The sequence below is a fragment of the Marivivens donghaensis genome, assembly GCF_030410045.1.
GTDB classification, from domain to species: Bacteria; Pseudomonadota; Alphaproteobacteria; order Rhodobacterales; family Rhodobacteraceae; genus Marivivens; species Marivivens donghaensis.
This window is the reverse complement of sequence record NZ_JAUFRA010000009.1, coordinates 175,759-192,174: the sequence shown is the minus strand read 5'-3', so window position 1 is coordinate 192,174 and position 16,416 is coordinate 175,759. Positions and strand designations below refer to the sequence as shown.

Genomic DNA, 16,416 nt, shown 5'->3' with positions numbered 1-16,416 from the left:
GTACAAGCTCTCACGCTCTACTGACCAAATTACTGACCATTATGTGCCGTATTGTGATGAACTAAAGGTTAGCCTATGTAATGAATTCAGAGTGTTAGCAGATTTGTTGTGCCTGTAACGGGAATACAACCAAAAACTTACCGAGTAGCAGGGCGATGCCTGCGCCTGTAAACTTTTTCATGTTTTTGATCCCTGATTACCGTCACGTAAGCTGACGGTCTCCTTCTCCCATGACGTGAACGTTAGCTAACCGAAAGTTGATCGGTCAATTCTGACGCCGCGTAAGATGTTTCTCATGACTTAAGGTAACAGGGGACGTGGTAAACGGAAGATTAACAGACGGATAGGCGCGCGGATAATTTGACAGTTGGTCAAATCTGTTGCGGCACCGCATCAAATAAACCGTTCAGTTTACTTTATTTTTTGAGATCAGGCCATTCGCGGATTGCATATTCACGAGGAATGCCAGCCGAGATTTCACCCCACGCAGAGGCCTTTACCCGCGCCTGATGCGCATCAAAACTCTCACGATCGGTAAAGAGTTCGGACACGTTGTAACGGCCTGCAACCTTGGGATCAGGGATTACGTCGAACCGCACACAACCCGTTTCAGCACGTGTGAGTTCGATATGAAGCGGAAGGGCGGTCGCGATTGCCTCGCGCCGCCCTTCGGGGACATCAATGTATCCCGTGAGTTCGATCATTCGAGCTCGATCGTTCCAGGAGGCTTGGACGTGAGGTCGTAGAACACGCGGTTCACGCCTTTGACCTCGTTGATGATGCGGGTCATCGTTTCGCCGAGGAATTCCTGCGTGAACGGATAGGTGTCTGCGGTCATACCGTCGACCGAAGTCACAGCGCGGATGGCAACTGCATAGTCGTAGGTACGACCGTCGCCCATAACGCCCACGGTGCGCATCGGAAGGATCGCAGCGAAGGCCTGCCAGATTTTATCATAGAGACCGTGCTTGCGGATCTGGTCGATGTAAACGGCATCCGCTTTGCGCAGGATTTCCAGCTTTTCGCGGGTGATCTCGCCTGGGCAGCGGATCGCGAGACCCGGGCCAGGGAAGGGGTGACGACCGATGAAGCTGTCTGGCAGTCCGAGTTCACGGCCAAGCGCGCGTACCTCGTCTTTGAACAACTCACGGAGCGGTTCGACCAGTTTCAGGCCCATCTTTTCAGGCAGGCCGCCCACGTTGTGGTGCGATTTGATGGTGACCGAAGGGCCGCCCGAGAAGGACACGGATTCGATCACGTCCGGATAAAGCGTGCCTTGGGCAAGGAACTCTGCGCCTTCGATCTGGTCCGCGTATTTTTGGAACACGTCGATAAAGAGCTTACCGATGGTTTTGCGCTTCACCTCAGGATCGGAAATCCCTTCGAGTTCGCCAAGGAACAAATCGCTTTCGTCCGCATGAATGAGGTTCAGGTTGTAGTTATCGCGGAACATCGCGACGACCTGTTCAGCCTCATTCAAGCGCAGCAAACCGTGGTCCACGAACACACAGGTCAGTTGGTCGCCAATCGCTTCGTGCAAAAGAATACCCGTGACCGAAGAATCAACGCCACCCGACAGAGCACAGATGACTTGTTTGTCACCGACTTGGGCACGGATTTTTTCGATCATTTCCTGACGGTACGACGCCATGGTCCAATCGCCAGTGAACCCAGCCATTTTGACAAAGTTTTCCAGCATCTTGGCGCCGTTCGGGGTGTGGTGCACCTCGGGGTGGAACTGAACAGCGTAGAACTTGCGCGCTTCATCCGCGACCATAGCAAGAGGGGCGTTCGGCGAAACACCGATGACCTCAAACCCAGGGGCGAGTTTCGTGACGCGGTCGCCGTGCGACATCCAAACCTGTTCTTTGCCTTCGCCAAAGAGGCCAGCAAAGATACCGTCGCCTTTGTGACCCTCAGCAGGGGTTACAAAAGCACGGCCATATTCAGCGTGGTGTCCAGCTTCGACCTTACCGCCGAGCTGTTCCATCATAACTTGTTGGCCGTAGCAGATACCAAAGATCGGCAGGCCCATGTCGAAAAGTTCTTGCGGCGCGCGGGGAGAGCCATCGCGCGTCACGCTGTCAGGACCACCAGAGAGGATCACAGCCTTCGGAGCAAGCTCACGAATGGTTTCAGCGGTGACCGACTGATAGGGGTGGATTTCGCAGTAAACCTTCAGCTCACGCAGGCGGCGCGCGATCAGCTGCGTCACCTGAGAACCGAAGTCGATGATAAGGAGGCGTTGATGCTGGGTCATGCCTGCGGAATAGGGCCGCGGCCGCTAAACCGCAAGCGTATTGTCGATAGGGAAATGTCGCTTTTGCCCCCGATAGGACGCAAAATCCGCACCTCGTGTGTTTTTGGCGCGGTATTGAACGTCAAACACCTACCGGAGGGATAAATATGTCGGATGTTGCAGAGGCTCGTGGTCGTCGTGGACGTGGGGGTGGCGGTGCTGCCCGTCGTGCGGAACGGTCTGCCGTCAGCGTCGAAACGGCAAAATACATCGAACGCAACATTCCTAACCTCGAAGTTCTGAACGACGAGGCACTGGAAATCATCGAGAAGAACGCCGAAACGATTCTCGCTGAAGTTGGCGTAAACTTTGTCGATAACCCAGAAGCGCTCGAACTGTGGAAAGCAGCAGGCGCAGACGTTCAGGGCGAGCGCGTTCGTATTCCCCGCGGCCTTGCTCGTGAACTGTGCAAAACCGCTCCGTCGAAATTCATTCAGCACGCTCGTAACCCCGAGCGCAACGTTGAGGTTGGTGGCAAGAACCTCGTTCTGGCTCCGGTTTATGGCCCGCCGTTCGTACGCGACAGCAACGGTGGTCGTCGTTACGCGACCATGGCTGACTTTGAGAAGTTCGTGAAACTGGGCTACATGTCAAAATGGCTTCACCACTCAGGCGGCACCGTTTGCGAACCGACCGATATTCCGGTGAACAAGCGTCACCTCGACATGCTTCTGGCGCACATGACCCTGTCGGACAAACCGTTCATGGGTTCTGTGACCGAACCGAGCCGTGCGCAAGATTCGGTTGAAATGTGTGAAATCCTGTTCGGCAAAGAGTTCGTTCAGGAAAACACCGTGATGACCTCGCTCATCAACATCAACTCGCCGATGACTTTCGACAGCATCATGATGGGTGCACTCGAAGTTTACGCTCGCAACAACCAAGCTTGTATCATCTCGCCGTTCATCGTTGGCGGCGCTATGGCTCCGGTTTCGGTTGCTGGCACGCTGACTCAGGTTCTGGCCGAAGTTCTGGCAGGCGTGGCTTATAGCCAGCTGGTCCGCAAAGGCGCGCCAGTGATCTTTGGTGCGTTCGTGACCTCGATCGACATGGGGTCGGGCGCTCCGACCTTTGGTACACCTGAGGCCGCTCTGATCACTTACGGTGCTGGTCAGCTCGCACGTCGTCTGAACCTGCCGTATCGTTCTGCTGGTTCGTTCTGTGGTTCAAAACTGCCTGACGCTCAAGCGGCCTATGAAACTGCGAACTCGCTGAACATGGGTCTGATGGCTGGCGTGAACTTCATGCTCCACGCTTGTGGTTGGCTCGAAGGTGGTCTGGTTGCGGACTTTGAAAAGTTCGTGATGGACGCTGATCAGCTCGGCGCCCTGCATGGTCTGGCTCGCGGCATCGATATGTCCGAAAACGGTCAAGCTATGGATGCGATCCGCGAAGTCGGCCCTGGCGGTCATTACCTCGGCTGTGCCCACACTCAGGCGAACTTCCAGACTGCGTTCTGGCGCTCTGACCTCTTTGACTACAAGCCGTTTGAGACTTGGGACGAAGAAGGCGCACGTGACACCCGTGCACTCGCTGCCAATCGCGTCGAAAAGATGATCGAAAACTACCGTCAACCGGTTCTCGATCCAGCTATCGAAAGCGCGCTTCGCGAGTATGTCGCGAACAAGAAAGCGTCGATGCCCGATAGCTTTACCTAAGACAATCAGCCCCGCAGCGCCTCAAACGCTGTGGGGTTTTGCATTGGCGCGCAGGTCGCGGGCTTCGGCCATGATCGCAATCAGAACTTCGACGTGCTTTGCAATCGAATACTCGGCCCGTGCGGCCAGCCGATGATCATTCATCCTCCGCTCTAGCTCCAATAGTTTGACCAAAGCCTCTGCGCATTTGGGCAATGATGGGCTGCGCAAAATACGGGGCAGGTGGATTGCTCGTTTGTAATCATCCACGCCAAATCGCGCCGTCCGCACCAAAAGCGACGGACGATTAAGCACCGCAACCATTCCAAAGATATCCAACATCGGTCAGTCCTTTCGCGTCAGAATTTGGAATGTCCTGACACAGGTTTTCCCGTGTTGCGTGTGTTCTTATTTCAGCGTTCGGTCCTGCTACCAGAATTTATCTTTTTGAAACCATTATGATATGGCGCGGTTTCCTTAACATTTAGGTAACCAACGCAATTATAGGTTGAAAAGGTGTTAAGGGCGCTGCGCCCTGACGTGGGATGGACGATCTGGGGAACACTATGACTGTAACTGCTGAAAGGGTGGCCATCGTCACGCATCTGCCTGCGTGGGTGCCCGATGCCGCACGGAACTATTTGGCGCATACCGAAACGGGGCTTTCCATACGGGCATTGGCACGGGCGAGCGACTGCCATGCCTCAACGATTTTGCGCCAAGTGCGACGGTTCGAAAACCGACGTGACGATCCATTGGTCGATGATGCACTCAGACGGCTAGCGGGGCATATGCCTGCGCGGTCATCAGCGTCAGATGGGGAAACAGACTTTATGAATGTCGAACTGCGCAATGATCCAAACCCGCAGCCTGATGGTCTGACCGAAGACCACATCACCCGAGAAGCGAACCGTATCCTGCGGCGTCTATGTGAAACGGGCGCCGTTCTGGCGGTTGCTCGCGACATGGAAATGGCGGTCGTCGTGCGGGATGATCCTAGCGGTGGCACAATGCGCACGGCTGTGACGGAACGCGCGGTCGCGCAGGCCTTTGCGCTGCGCGATTGGATATGTTGCGACGATCCCGAAGCCCGCATCGTGCGCTATCGGATCACCAATACCGGCCGCGCCGCAATTCGCCAAATGATCGAAACCAGTGGGTTTGCAGAGCCGCAAAGTCCGTTCATTTCGTCCATGGATGAGCGGTTCTTTGACGACGTTCGGACGGCGGGGCGGGTGACAATTGCGGAAAGTCCGCTAGTTGGGCTTTCGCGTCGACGCGGGAAAGATGGGCAACCTTTTCTGACGCGAGATTTGGTGACCGCAGGGGAACGGCTCCGCGAAGATTTCGAACTAGCAAATATTGAGGCAAACACCCAATTGGACTGGGCAGCCTTAATGATGTCTCCCGCTGGGACGGAATTTCAATTGGATGGTGCGGGGCGGCGTGTTCTGTCGGCCCTTCATGATCTCGGCCCGGGGCTGGGCCGCGCGCTCGGGTAAAATCGTGCTTCGTATCGCGTTACAACGATTAAAGCGCCATTACGATGAGCAGGGCCAATACGCGCCGAAAATCGGATAATGAAAACTTGCCTTAAGTTGAGTTTTAAATAAGTTCACCTGATGCGAACCACATTCAAACAACTCCGCTATATGATCGCTCTGGCCGAAGAAGGTAGCTTTGTTGGCGCGGCCGAACGCGTTCACGTCTCGCAACCTGCGTTGTCGCTTCAAATCAAAGAGATAGAGAGCAACCTTGGCGTTGATCTATTCGAACGCTTGCCGCGTGAAGTTCGACTAACGCGGGCAGGACAGGTTGCCGTGGATCGGGCGCGTCAAATCATGGCAGAGGTAGCAGACCTCGAAAAAGCGGTTCGTGACCAGAAGGGCCTGTCAGGGAGACTTAAGTTGGGGGTTATCCCGACTGTCGCCCCCTATCTTTTGCCGCTTGCCGTTACCGAAATTCGTGCTCGTGATTTGATGCTCGAGCTTCGGATCAGAGAGGCCCAGACCGACCGATTGATCGAGGAACTTAAACGTGGGCGCCTCGATGCCGCGGTGATGGCGCTACCGATTGGGGAAAAGGGTCTCGTCGCGCATCCACTGTTTGACGATCGGTTTCTGCTGGCCGGATCAAAGGGGCGTTTGGCGGCCTTAGCTGACCGAGGGGAGGCGCTGCGCCCGACCGAGATTGTGCCTGATCAACTGCTGCTCCTCGATGAAGGCCACTGCCTTGCCGATCAAGCGCTAGAGGTTTGCGGGTTACGTGGTCGCGGTCGCGTCGATCTCGGTGCGTCGTCGCTGTCGACCCTATGTGGCCTCGTGGCCGAAGGGTTCGGTTTGACACTGCTGCCAGAGATTGCCGTTCGAACCGAGCAAGCCGCGCAATCGGGGCTGTCTTTGATGCGGTTCAAAGGGGCAGAGCCAAAGCGCACGCTTGCCTTGGTGCGGCGGGAAACCACGACCGACGATGGGTGGTTTACCGAATTGGCGGGTATTCTAACGAATGCCGGGCAGGGGCTTTTGACCCATGCCCGACAAGTGAGCCAGCCTTAGGCGGCTGCGGTTGCGTTGGCCTCTTTGAGCCACGCCATCACAGTTTCGGGCGAGGAGACGCCATAGGGGTCTTCGCCGTGGTTGTCGCTCAGGCCCGGCTCTTCGAACCACGCTTCAATCACGCCATCATTGACGACGCATGCATAGCGCCACGAGCGCAGACCAAAGCCGAGGTTATCTTTGCGGACGAGCATACCCATGCGGCGGGAAAATTCGCCCGAACCGTCAGGAATGACTTTGACGTTTTTCAGACCCTGATCCTGCGCCCATTTGTTCATCACGAACGAGTCGTTCACGGACATGCAGTAGATTTCATCGATGCCTTCTGCCGCGAAATCTGCAAAACCGTTCTCAAAACCCGGAAGTTGGTAGGTCGAACAGGTTGGGGTGAACGCGCCCGGCAGCGAGAAAAGAACAACGCGCTTGCCTGCAAAGTAATCCGCAGTGGTCATGTCCTGCCAGCGGAACGGGTTCGGGCCGCCAACGGATTCATCACGAACACGGGTCTTAAACGTTACGTCGGGAAGCGTGTAACCAACTTTCATCTGTCTCTCCTAAAAGGTTGCTCTGCAGTGCAGCAATTCTGTCCGCTGTTTAGAATGATTCTACCCAAGCCACAATTCAGACCGAACCCTCAAATGGCGCATAGCTGCCATTCATTGCTTTCAATTCATAAAGAGACTATTTCGGTTTCATCATCGCTCAGGAGGAGGTCCCATGCGCGATCTTAAAATTCCGGATCAGCGGCACCCTGAAAAGGCGCACCGTCCAGACAACGCTCAGCCGAAGAAGCCGTCGTGGATCCGTGTTAAGGCACCGACTTCTGACGGGTATAAGAAAACTGCCGCTATTATGCGCGACCACAAGCTCGCGACCGTCTGCGAAGAGGCCGCGTGCCCGAACGCTGGCGAATGCTGGAGCCAAGGTCACGCCACCATGATGATCATGGGCGAGATTTGCACACGTGGCTGCACGTTCTGTAACGTTGCAACGGGTAAACCGAACGCGCTTGATGTATTTGAACCGGGTCGTGTTGCGGATGCAGTACAAAAGCTGGGCCTGAACCACGTCGTCATTACCTCTGTCGACCGTGACGATCTGGACGACGGGGGTGCGGAACATTTCGCGCAAACAATCCGTGCTGTGCGCCATCGGTCGCCCGAGACGACGATTGAGGTTCTGACGCCTGACTTTTTAAAATGTGGACCCGAGGCGCTAGAAATCGTCGTTGAGGCGAAGCCCGATGTGTTCAACCACAACCTCGAAACCGTGCCGGGCCTCTATCACGAGGTACGTCCAGGAGCGCGCTATTTCCATTCGCTGCGCCTTTTGCAGCGCGTGAAAGAGCTCGACCCGTCGATGTTCACCAAATCGGGCATCATGGTCGGTTTGGGTGAAGAGCGGCAGCAAGTGCTACAGGTGATGGACGACATGCGCTCTGCGGATGTGGATTTCCTGACGATTGGCCAATATCTTCAGCCGACGCCAAAACACCACCGCGTTGATGCGTTTATCACGCCAGAGGAATTCGGCTCTTATGAAAAGTCGGCTTACGGCAAAGGGTTCTTGATGGTTTCAGCGACACCGCTGACGCGTTCGTCTTATCACGCAGGCGACGATTTTGCCCGTTTGCGGGACGCGCGAAATAAGAAATTGGGCCTCGCCTAATCCTTCATACGGTCCGCTACGGCGGGCCGTTTTCGTTTAGGCGTAAAGTATGCCCGCGCGATCCTCGAACGCTTTCACGATCCGCGACATCGCCTCGTTAAAGAACATGCCAGCAGCCCCTTGGAGCAGTTTGTTCTTAAACTCAAAATCCACGGAAAATGCGACTTCGCAGCCACCCTCAACATCGCGAAAGTTCCAGACGGAATTCAGGTGCTTGAACGGGCCGTCGATGTAGGCTGTGTCGATCTGCATCTTCTCGGGCCAGAGCGTGACACGCGACCCAAAGCTTTCGCGGAAGACTTTGAACGACACGACAAGGTCCGCCAGCATGACCGCATGATCGCCGTGATCAGTCACCGACCGAATGCGTGCGCCTGCCGTCCACGGAAGGAACTTTGGGTAGCTCGCCACATCGCCAACCAGATCGAACATCTGTTTTGCGGTGTAGGGCAGTACCTTTGTCTCGGCGTGGCTTGGCATTTTGGCCTCATCGGTTTTATCGCGTCTTTACTTACGGACCACAGCCCGCGATGCAAGAGGGCCATTTCGCCACATAGCCAAAATCGACTTTGACATAGGCGGACTGTTTTCAGACAAAGAGGCGAAACTAACGGAGAGTCAGATGCCCAACCGTCCTTATGTCATTGACGAGATGATTTCCGCAAAGGCCATTGCCGCCCGTATTGAAGCCCTCGCCAAGGTGATTGAGACAGAGTTCGCAGACACTGACAAACTGGTTGTTGTCGGGCTTTTACGCGGGTCGTTCGTGTTTATCGCGGATTTGGTGCGCGAGATCGGATTGCCGATTGAGGTCGATTTCCTTGAGGCGTCATCTTACGGCGATGGAATGGAGAGCAGCCGCGAGGTTCGTATCCTCAAAGACCTACGCGGTCAGATTGAGGGTCGCGATGTTCTAGTGGTCGAGGATATCATCGACACGGGTCACACGCTGTCTAAGGTGACTGAGTATCTCAAAACCCGCAAACCCGCGCGGTTACGCACGATTGCGCTCTTGGATAAACCGGCGCGTCGCGAGGTGCCGTTTAAGGCGGATTGGACTGGCTTTGAAATCCCCGATGAATTCGTTGTCGGCTACGGTATCGACTTTGCCCAGCGGAACCGAAATTTGCCGTTTATTGGCTCGGTGAAATTCGTACAGGATTAATTGAAAAGGGGGCCAATCGGCCCCCTGATCGTTTTAGGAGTTCAGTTCGTAGGCGCGTTCGCCGTGAACCGATAGGTCGAGGCCGTTCGTCTCGGTCTCTAGATCAACACGGATCGGGAAGATCAGTTTGACCACGTAGATGATGATCAGCGTGCCAACGACGGTGAAGATACCGACGATTGCAAGAGCGCCGAGCTGAGCGGTCCATGTAGCTGCGCCAAAGACAGCGAGCATGATCGTGCCGAAGATACCGCCAATCCCGTGAACAGCAAACACGTCGAGCGAGTCGTCGATTTTCAGTTTGTCACGGATCAGGACGACGGCTTCTTGGCAGAGGACGCCAGCAATTGCGCCGATGATCAGGGCCTCAACAGGACCGACAGAGCCAGCCGCTGGGGTGATCGATGCAAGACCAGCAATCGAACCTGTCACGATAGAGACAAGCGAGGCGCGACCGAATTTGATACGTTCCCAGAGCGCCCAAGACAGCGAAGCGGTCGCAGCCGACAGGTGGGTCACGGTGATCGCCATTGCAGCCGAACCGTTTGCTGCGAGTGCCGAGCCACCGTTGAAGCCAAACCAGCCGACCCAGAGCATGCCAGCGCCGATAAACACGAGGCCCGGATTATGCGGAGGGGTGTGCTTGGTCTTGCGCGGACCAAGGACGAGCGCGAGAATCAGCGCCGCGAGGCCAGCGGTTTCGTGAACCACAATACCACCCGCGAAATCGACAGTGCCCATCTGCGCAAGGAAACCACCGCCCCAGATCCAGTGCGTGACGGGAGCATAAATCAACAGCATCCAAGCCGCCGAAAACGCAAGTACGAACCCAAAGCCGATACGTTCGACATAGGCACCGATGATCAGGGCAGGGGTGATGATTGCGAAGGTCATCTGGAAGGCAAAGAACAGCACTTCGGGGATGGTGCCCGAGACGGTGTCTGCATCAACACCAGCGAGGAACATCTTGGACAGGCCGCCCCAGAATGCGCCTTCGCCGCCAAATGCAATAGAGTAACCTGCGACAAGCCACAGAACGCTCATCAGACAGGCAACTGTGAAACAGTGCATGAACACACTCAATACGTTACGGGCGCGGACAAGGCCCCCATAAAACAGTGCAAGGCCCGGCAGTGTCATGAATAGCACAAGCGCAGTGGCCACAAGAATCCAGGCGGTATCCGCTCCGTTCATTGTCCCCTCCAGAATTGGGTTTTCCCGTTGATGGTGGGCAAAGGCAGGATTCGAAGTGCTTAGGAAAGGCGCAATCGCGGAATATCGTGATAAAATATTCAGCAGTTTTGTAAGTGATTAAATATTAGGCGGTCACAGGGTGCTAAGATTAAAATCAGGGCAACACTGAATCTGTGGCCCTAAGTAAGAGATCAAGTGCATGGTCCCGCGCTGCTAGCCGCACGTTTTCGCGGCCTAAGGCGCCGAACTCGACTGTTTCGGTCTGCGTTGCTGTGCCGTTGGTGATCCCAAAGCAGACACGACCTTCGGGTTTGAAGTCGGACCCACCGGGGCCAGCGATCCCTGTGATCGACACGGCAAGCGTTGCGTTGGATTGTGCCAGCGCACCGCGGCACATCTCATCGGCGACCTGTTCACTCACCGCGCCAAAAGCATCTAAGGTTTTGGCTGACACACCCAACATCGCGATTTTAGCGTCGTTGGTGTAGGTGACAAAACCCCGATCAAAAATTGTCGAACTTCCCGCGATATCGGTGATTGCAGCAGACACCATCCCACCTGTGCAGCTCTCTGCTGTGGCGATGACTATGCCTTTGGCGCGTGCAGTTTCGAGAAGGCGGGCAGCGCGGCTCACATCAGCACCAGATGAAACAGCGCAGCAAAGCCAATGGTCACAATCGCGGCAAAGACACCCGCAATCACATCGTCGAGCATAACGCCCATAGCGCCACCTTTGCGATCCGCCCAACCGACAGGACCGGGCTTTGTAATGTCAAACAGGCGGAAGAAGATGAATGCACAGACCCAACCCGGCCAGAGACGGGTTACGTCGATGTTCATCATCGATGCACCATAGATCACGGGCGCAAGGGCGACCCACTGGCCGACAACTTCGTCGATAACGACCTCGGACGGGTCGTGATCTTTTTTACCGTCGATGTATATGTTCGTGAAATACAGCCCCTTGAGGAACCCAGCGACAATCGCGAAAGCAAAGAACCAAACCCCACCGATTTGATAAATCGCCCAGGCAAAGGGCAGGGCGGCCAACGATCCCCACGTGCCGGGGGCAGGGCGCAGAAGGCCGACGTAAAAGACGGTTACAGCGAGACGAGCGAGTTCTTTCATAGTTTCACCAATGTTGCTGTTGCAATGGATGCGATACCTTCTTCGCGACCTGTAAAGCCGAGCCGTTCTGATGTGGTTGCCTTGACGCTCACACGCGTCTCATCAAGCCCCATGATCCGCGCCATTTCCGCTTTCATCGTCGCTGCGTGCGGACCGACCTTGGGTCGTTCGCAGATCAGCGTGCAATCAACATGAGTGATGGTAAAGCCGTTTTCACGCGCCAAGGCACATGCGTGTTCGAGGAAAATATAGCTGGCGGCACCCTTCCATTGTGGATCGGAGGGCGGGAAATGTTGGCCGATGTCGCCCATCCCAAGCGCGCCGTAAATCGCATCCGTCACCGCATGCATCCCAACGTCCGCGTCCGAATGACCCTTGAGCGCCTTGTCGTGCGGGATTTTTACGCCGCAGAGCCAGACATGATCGCCGTCCTCAAAAGCGTGAACGTCAAACCCGTTGCCAGTGCGAATATCCATGTCGGCCCTCAATATTGCTTCGGCTCGCGCAAAATCTTCGGGAGCCGTAATTTTAATGTTCGTCTCGTCGCCCGCCACAATGGTAACGTCAAGCCCAGCCCGCCGTGCGACCTCCACATCATCCGCAGCGTCGCCAACTAGGCTGCGATGGGCGGCAAGGATTGCATGGTAGTGAAACCCTTGCGGCGTCTGTGCTCGGTAAAGGCCATTTCGGTCCTGCGTTCCAATGACGGTTCCGGCTTCCCCTCGCCAGAGGGCATCTGTCACCACGAGGGCCGGCGCCGCTGCTTGGTAGGTTTTCAATGCCGTCAAAACACGGTCAATTACGGCTTGGGGCACCAATGGACGCGCTGCATCGTGGATCAATACGAAATCAGGTGCGGTTTCAACCATCGCCTCAAGCCCCGCCCGAACAGAGGCAGCGCGGGTCGCGCCACCGGCAACACAGCGACACCCCGTCAATTCGGTAGCACGATCCATGTCGTCGGGATGAAGAACAACGACAACCAGATCACAGCTAGAAAAACGAGCAATGGACCGCGTGAGGATCATCTCGCCCGCGATGCTCCGCCATTGCTTGGGGATATCACCGCCCGCTCTGACACCGCGTCCCGCCGCCACAATCAATGCTGCTGTCGTCATTAAAACCTCGGTTCGTTTTACGCAGTCTTAAGCGCCTCAGGCGGGTCACGCAAACCATGATAGCTTTGCGGGCGTTTTGATTAAAAATTAAGCAACAACACGCAAATGCCTAAATATTATCGCTGATTTTATTGTGGGTTGAGTGCGAAATGGCTAGATCAGAACCGAACGCTCAACAAATAGGCAAAATTGGTGGTTCGGAACGATTCCTTATTGATTGGTGATGTGACCCTAACGCCGACGGTGGCGCTGGCTCCGCTTGCGGGGATCACTGACCTGCCGTTTCGCCAACTTGTCGGTGAGTTCGGCGCGGGATGGGTCGTGTCCGAAATGGTCGCCAGTCAGGAAATGATCCAAGCGAAACCCGGTGTCCGCGAAAAGGCTGAACTGGGATACGATCAGGCCAATACCGCCGTTCAGATCGCAGGGCGCGAGGCCTATTGGATGGCAGAGGCTGCTCGGCTGATCGAGGCCAACGGTGCGCGGATGATCGATATCAACATGGGCTGCCCCGCGAAAAAGGTGACGAACGGTTACTCTGGCTCGGCCTTGCTCAAGGATTTGGACCACGCACTCACTTTGATTGAGGCGGTCGTGGACGCGGTTTCCGTGCCCGTCACTCTCAAAACCCGTTTGGGCTGGGACGATGCGCTACTGAACGCTCCAACGCTCGCCAAACGCTCTGAGGACGCAGGGATCAAGATGATCACCATCCACGGTCGCACGCGATGCCAATTCTACAAAGGCAAAGCAGATTGGGATGCGATCCGCGCGGTCAAAGATGCGGTGACGATCCCCGTGATTGCGAACGGCGACATTGTTGATAGCGCCTCGGCCAAAGCGGCTCTTGATCGGTCAGGTGCAGATGGCGTGATGATCGGGCGAGGCGCCCAAGGGCGGCCTTGGGTTCTCGCGCAAATCGCGGCAGAGCTTTCTGGCACCAAAGCGCCAGAAACGCCGACCGTTGCGGAATTTATCGACTTAGTTTCAAAACATTACGAGGCGATCCTTTCATTCTACGGGATCGACCTTGGCGGGCGCGTCGCGCGGAAGCACTTGGGTTGGTACATGGATCAAGCCGCACCAAGCGCAGAGGTTCGCCGCGCGGTTCTAACAGAAAAAACACCAGAACAGGTTCTGCGTCTTTTGCCCGACGCGCTATGTGACATGGAAAGACGTGCAGCATGATCAATGATCAAAACCTATGGAATTCGCTGCCTGTTCCGGCCTTGTTGTTGGGTGGGGATGACACAATCCTCGACAGTAATCCCGCTGCTGAAAGCTTCCTCAACCTGTCATCCAAAGCCCTGACGGGCGCGAATGTTTGGGAAAAGGTGATGATTGACGCGCCGATGGAAGAGGCCTTTGAACGGGCGCGGAAATACAAAACGTCCCTTTTTGTAAACGACATCGATGTGGGATCGGGTGAACGCCCGCCGATGCAATGCAACATCCAATTTTCTCCGCTTCAAGGCACCGAAGACCAGATGGTGATGATGATCTCACCGCGCGAAATCGCGAGCCGCATGACGATCAACACGTCGTCGGGAAAGGCCGCAAAGTCCGCGATTGGCATGGCTGAGATGCTGGCACACGAGATCAAGAACCCGCTGGCGGGGATCACGGGAGCGGCGCAATTGTTGTCGATGAACCTCAATTCTGAGGATCAGGAAATGACCGACCTGATCGTCGATGAATGCCGCCGTATCGTAAAACTCTTGGAGCAGGTCGAGCAATTCGGAAACCTTCGCCCACCTGTCGCAAAGCCCGTAAACATTCACGACATCTTGGATCGCGCACGGCAATCAGCTTCAATCGGGTTTGGCGCGCATATGATGTTCGTCGAGGACTATGACCCGTCGCTGCCTCAAACAATGGCGGATGCGGACCAGTTACTGCAGGTGTTCCTGAACCTGCTGAAAAACGCCTCCGAGGCAGGCAGCATGGGCGGCACTATCCGCCTGCGGACCTTCTATGATCCGTCGTTGCGCGTGCGTCGTCCTGACGGAACCCATGCACGGTTGCCGCTTCAGATCGAGGTGATCGACGATGGTCCCGGATTGCCACCCGAAATCGCGGCAGATGTATTTGAACCCTTTGTTTCTGGACGAGAGAACGGAACGGGCCTTGGTCTTGCGCTGGTCTCCAAATTGATCGCCGACGTTGGAGGCTGGATTTCGGTGGACTCCGTTCCCGGACGCACCTTGTTCCGCATTTCACTACCTCTTGCGCCCAAAGACCTACAATTGACTGACGGAGAGATCTAATGGACGGCACAGTCCTCGTCGCCGATGACGACCGCACAATTCGCACCGTTTTGACCCAAGCATTGACGCGGGCTGGCTGTAAGGTCCACGCCACGTCGTCAATTGTGACGCTGATGCGTTGGGTCGAGGAAGGGAAGGGCGATCTTGTTATTTCTGACGTGATCATGCCCGACGGAAATGGTCTGGAACAGCTGCCCAAGATCGCAGAGCTTCGACCGGGTCTGCCTGTCATCGTGATTTCGGCACAGAACACCATCATGACAGCGATCCAAGCGGCTGAGGCAGATGCCTATGACTATCTGCCGAAACCGTTTGACCTACCTGACCTGATGAAACGTTCGGCGCGTGCGCTGGAAGTCAAACGCCGTGCGCCCGCGCCGCGTAGTGATAGCGATGAACGGACTGGGGATTTGCCTCTCGTGGGGCGGACAGCAGCGATGCAGGCGCTGTATCGGCTTGTCGCACGCGTGATGAACACTCCGCTTCCTGTGTTGATCACGGGCGAAAGTGGTACGGGTAAATCATTGATTGCCCGCGCAATTCATGACCTGTCAGACCGCCGGAGCTTGCCGTTTGTTGTTGTGGCGCCCTCTGACCTCGAAGGGATGGACGGCCCTAGCACCGTAATCGCACGCGCCAAAGGTGGTTCGGTCCTCTTTGACGAAGTGGGAGACCTGAGCCACGACGCCCAAGCGCGAATTGTGCGGATGCTGGATGCCTTGGGCGAGAACGCGCCGCGGATCATGGCGACCAGCCAGATTGACCTGATGTCGCGGATGGAGTCCGGGGAATTTCGCGAGGACCTGTTCTATCGCTTATCTGGCGTGACCATTGCCGTTCCATCGCTTCGTGAACGGGTTGATGACGTTGCCATCCTTACTGAACACTTCCTGTCGAAATCAGAGCGTGACGGCATGCCTGCACGCCGTCTGTCCCAAGGGGCGCTTGATTTGGCTCGCGCCTATAGTTGGCCCGGAAACGTGCGCCAGTTGGAAAACGCCATGCGTCGATTGGTTGCGACTGCTGCCGAGGAAGAAATCACGCGCAGTGAAATGGAGATGATCCTCAGCAACCAGCCTGCGATGGAGCCGCTGCGCAGTGGCGATTCCGGCGATAAACTCTCGGCTTCGGTGACCAAACACTTGCGTCGGTATTTCGATTTGCATGGCGGCGTGCTGCCGCCTCCAGGGCTGCACCAACGTATTTTGCGCGAAGTTGAGACGCCGTTGATCGAGATTGCACTGGATGCGACAGGCGGCAATCAGGCGAAATGTGCTGATCTTCTCGGGATAAACCGAAATACGCTCAGAAAGAAGATCACCGAGCTCGATATCCGCGTGACACGGCGCCGTAAGTTGATGTAAATTAGCCACACAACAGTGGCG

At 55.9% G+C, this 16,416-nt stretch carries 17 protein-coding genes; 8 read left to right on the top strand and 9 right to left on the bottom strand.

The window, feature by feature from the left end; translation table 11 throughout:
- Positions 1-416: 416 nt before the first annotated feature.
- Entirely contained in the window at positions 417-704 is a 288-nt protein-coding gene (locus QWY83_RS14110; protein ID WP_249947067.1) for a putative quinol monooxygenase, read from the bottom strand.
- Positions 701-2,260, bottom strand: a complete 1,560-nt coding sequence (guaA, locus tag QWY83_RS14105; RefSeq protein ID WP_249947068.1) for a glutamine-hydrolyzing GMP synthase — start codon at positions 2,258-2,260, stop codon at positions 701-703. Before guaA ends, QWY83_RS14110 begins: the two co-directional genes overlap by 4 nt.
- Before the next feature lie 146 nt (positions 2,261-2,406).
- Between guaA and QWY83_RS14100 the strand changes: the two genes are divergently transcribed.
- Positions 2,407-3,957 carry a trimethylamine methyltransferase family protein gene (locus tag QWY83_RS14100; protein ID WP_105235068.1) on the top strand — a complete coding sequence of 517 codons (1,551 nt, stop codon included), beginning with the start codon at positions 2,407-2,409 and terminating at the stop codon, positions 3,955-3,957.
- 21 nt (positions 3,958-3,978) lie between these two features.
- On the opposite strand, the gene QWY83_RS14095 is transcribed toward QWY83_RS14100, so the two are convergent.
- Positions 3,979-4,278 carry a DUF6477 family protein gene (locus QWY83_RS14095; RefSeq protein ID WP_249947069.1) on the bottom strand — a complete coding sequence of 100 codons (300 nt, stop codon included), beginning with the start codon at positions 4,276-4,278 and terminating at the stop codon, positions 3,979-3,981.
- A 224-nt stretch (positions 4,279-4,502) separates the two neighbouring features.
- Between QWY83_RS14095 and QWY83_RS14090 the strand changes: the two genes are divergently transcribed.
- Together QWY83_RS14090 and QWY83_RS14085 are read left to right on the top strand one after the other, a co-directional pair.
- Positions 4,503-5,438 carry a DUF6456 domain-containing protein gene (locus QWY83_RS14090; protein ID WP_353958955.1) on the top strand — a complete coding sequence of 312 codons (936 nt, stop codon included), beginning with the start codon at positions 4,503-4,505 and terminating at the stop codon, positions 5,436-5,438.
- 120 nt (positions 5,439-5,558) lie between these two features.
- Positions 5,559-6,491, top strand: a complete 933-nt coding sequence (locus QWY83_RS14085) for a hydrogen peroxide-inducible genes activator (RefSeq protein WP_249947070.1) — start codon at positions 5,559-5,561, stop codon at positions 6,489-6,491.
- Here QWY83_RS14085 and QWY83_RS14080 read toward each other — a convergent pair.
- Positions 6,488-7,036, bottom strand: coding sequence for a peroxiredoxin (locus QWY83_RS14080; protein ID WP_067545071.1), 549 nt, complete (start codon positions 7,034-7,036; stop codon positions 6,488-6,490). The genes QWY83_RS14085 and QWY83_RS14080 overlap by 4 nt on opposite strands.
- 172 nt (positions 7,037-7,208) lie before the next feature.
- Here QWY83_RS14080 and lipA point away from each other — a divergent pair, with 172 nt between their 5' ends.
- A complete protein-coding gene (gene lipA, locus QWY83_RS14075) occupies positions 7,209-8,159 on the top strand; it encodes a lipoyl synthase (protein ID WP_105235071.1) in 951 nt (316 codons plus the stop codon).
- Positions 8,160-8,195: 36 nt separating this feature from the next.
- Here the strand turns inward: lipA and QWY83_RS14070 are convergent, their stop codons facing one another.
- Complete coding sequence (locus tag QWY83_RS14070; RefSeq protein WP_249947071.1) at positions 8,196-8,639, bottom strand: type II toxin-antitoxin system RatA family toxin; 444 nt, start codon at positions 8,637-8,639, stop codon at positions 8,196-8,198.
- A gap of 142 nt (positions 8,640-8,781) precedes the next feature.
- On the opposite strand from QWY83_RS14070, the gene hpt reads away from it, so the two are divergent.
- A complete protein-coding gene (gene hpt, locus QWY83_RS14065; RefSeq protein WP_067545061.1) occupies positions 8,782-9,324 on the top strand; it encodes a hypoxanthine phosphoribosyltransferase in 543 nt (180 codons plus the stop codon).
- Positions 9,325-9,357: 33 nt separating this feature from the next.
- On the opposite strand, the gene QWY83_RS14060 is transcribed toward hpt, so the two are convergent.
- From QWY83_RS14060 to QWY83_RS14045, 4 genes are all read right to left on the bottom strand, one after another.
- Positions 9,358-10,518, bottom strand: a complete 1,161-nt coding sequence (locus QWY83_RS14060) for an ammonium transporter (protein ID WP_249947072.1) — start codon at positions 10,516-10,518, stop codon at positions 9,358-9,360.
- A gap of 154 nt (positions 10,519-10,672) precedes the next feature.
- The gene (locus QWY83_RS14055; RefSeq protein WP_249947073.1) at positions 10,673-11,152 is read right to left on the bottom strand and encodes a CinA family protein; all 480 of its coding nucleotides are present in this window, start codon (positions 11,150-11,152) and stop codon (positions 10,673-10,675) included.
- A complete protein-coding gene (locus QWY83_RS14050; protein ID WP_249947074.1) occupies positions 11,149-11,646 on the bottom strand; it encodes a phosphatidylglycerophosphatase A family protein in 498 nt (165 codons plus the stop codon). Before QWY83_RS14050 ends, QWY83_RS14055 begins: the two co-directional genes overlap by 4 nt.
- Positions 11,643-12,764, bottom strand: coding sequence for a bifunctional 2-C-methyl-D-erythritol 4-phosphate cytidylyltransferase/2-C-methyl-D-erythritol 2,4-cyclodiphosphate synthase (locus QWY83_RS14045; protein ID WP_249947075.1), 1,122 nt, complete (start codon positions 12,762-12,764; stop codon positions 11,643-11,645). Before QWY83_RS14045 ends, QWY83_RS14050 begins: the two co-directional genes overlap by 4 nt.
- A 213-nt stretch (positions 12,765-12,977) precedes the next feature.
- Here QWY83_RS14045 and dusB point away from each other — a divergent pair, with 213 nt between their 5' ends.
- From dusB to QWY83_RS14030, 3 genes are read left to right on the top strand one after another with little or no spacing between them, the layout of a single operon-like run.
- Positions 12,978-13,952 (top strand): tRNA dihydrouridine synthase DusB, encoded by a 975-nt coding sequence (dusB, locus tag QWY83_RS14040; protein WP_435404540.1) that lies wholly within the window; start codon positions 12,978-12,980, stop codon positions 13,950-13,952.
- Positions 13,949-15,031, top strand: coding sequence for a two-component system sensor histidine kinase NtrB (locus QWY83_RS14035; RefSeq protein ID WP_249947077.1), 1,083 nt, complete (start codon positions 13,949-13,951; stop codon positions 15,029-15,031). Before dusB ends, QWY83_RS14035 begins: the two co-directional genes overlap by 4 nt.
- Complete coding sequence (locus QWY83_RS14030; protein WP_249947078.1) at positions 15,031-16,395, top strand: response regulator; 1,365 nt, start codon at positions 15,031-15,033, stop codon at positions 16,393-16,395. Before QWY83_RS14035 ends, QWY83_RS14030 begins: the two co-directional genes overlap by 1 nt.
- The last annotated feature ends 21 nt before the right edge of the window (positions 16,396-16,416 follow it).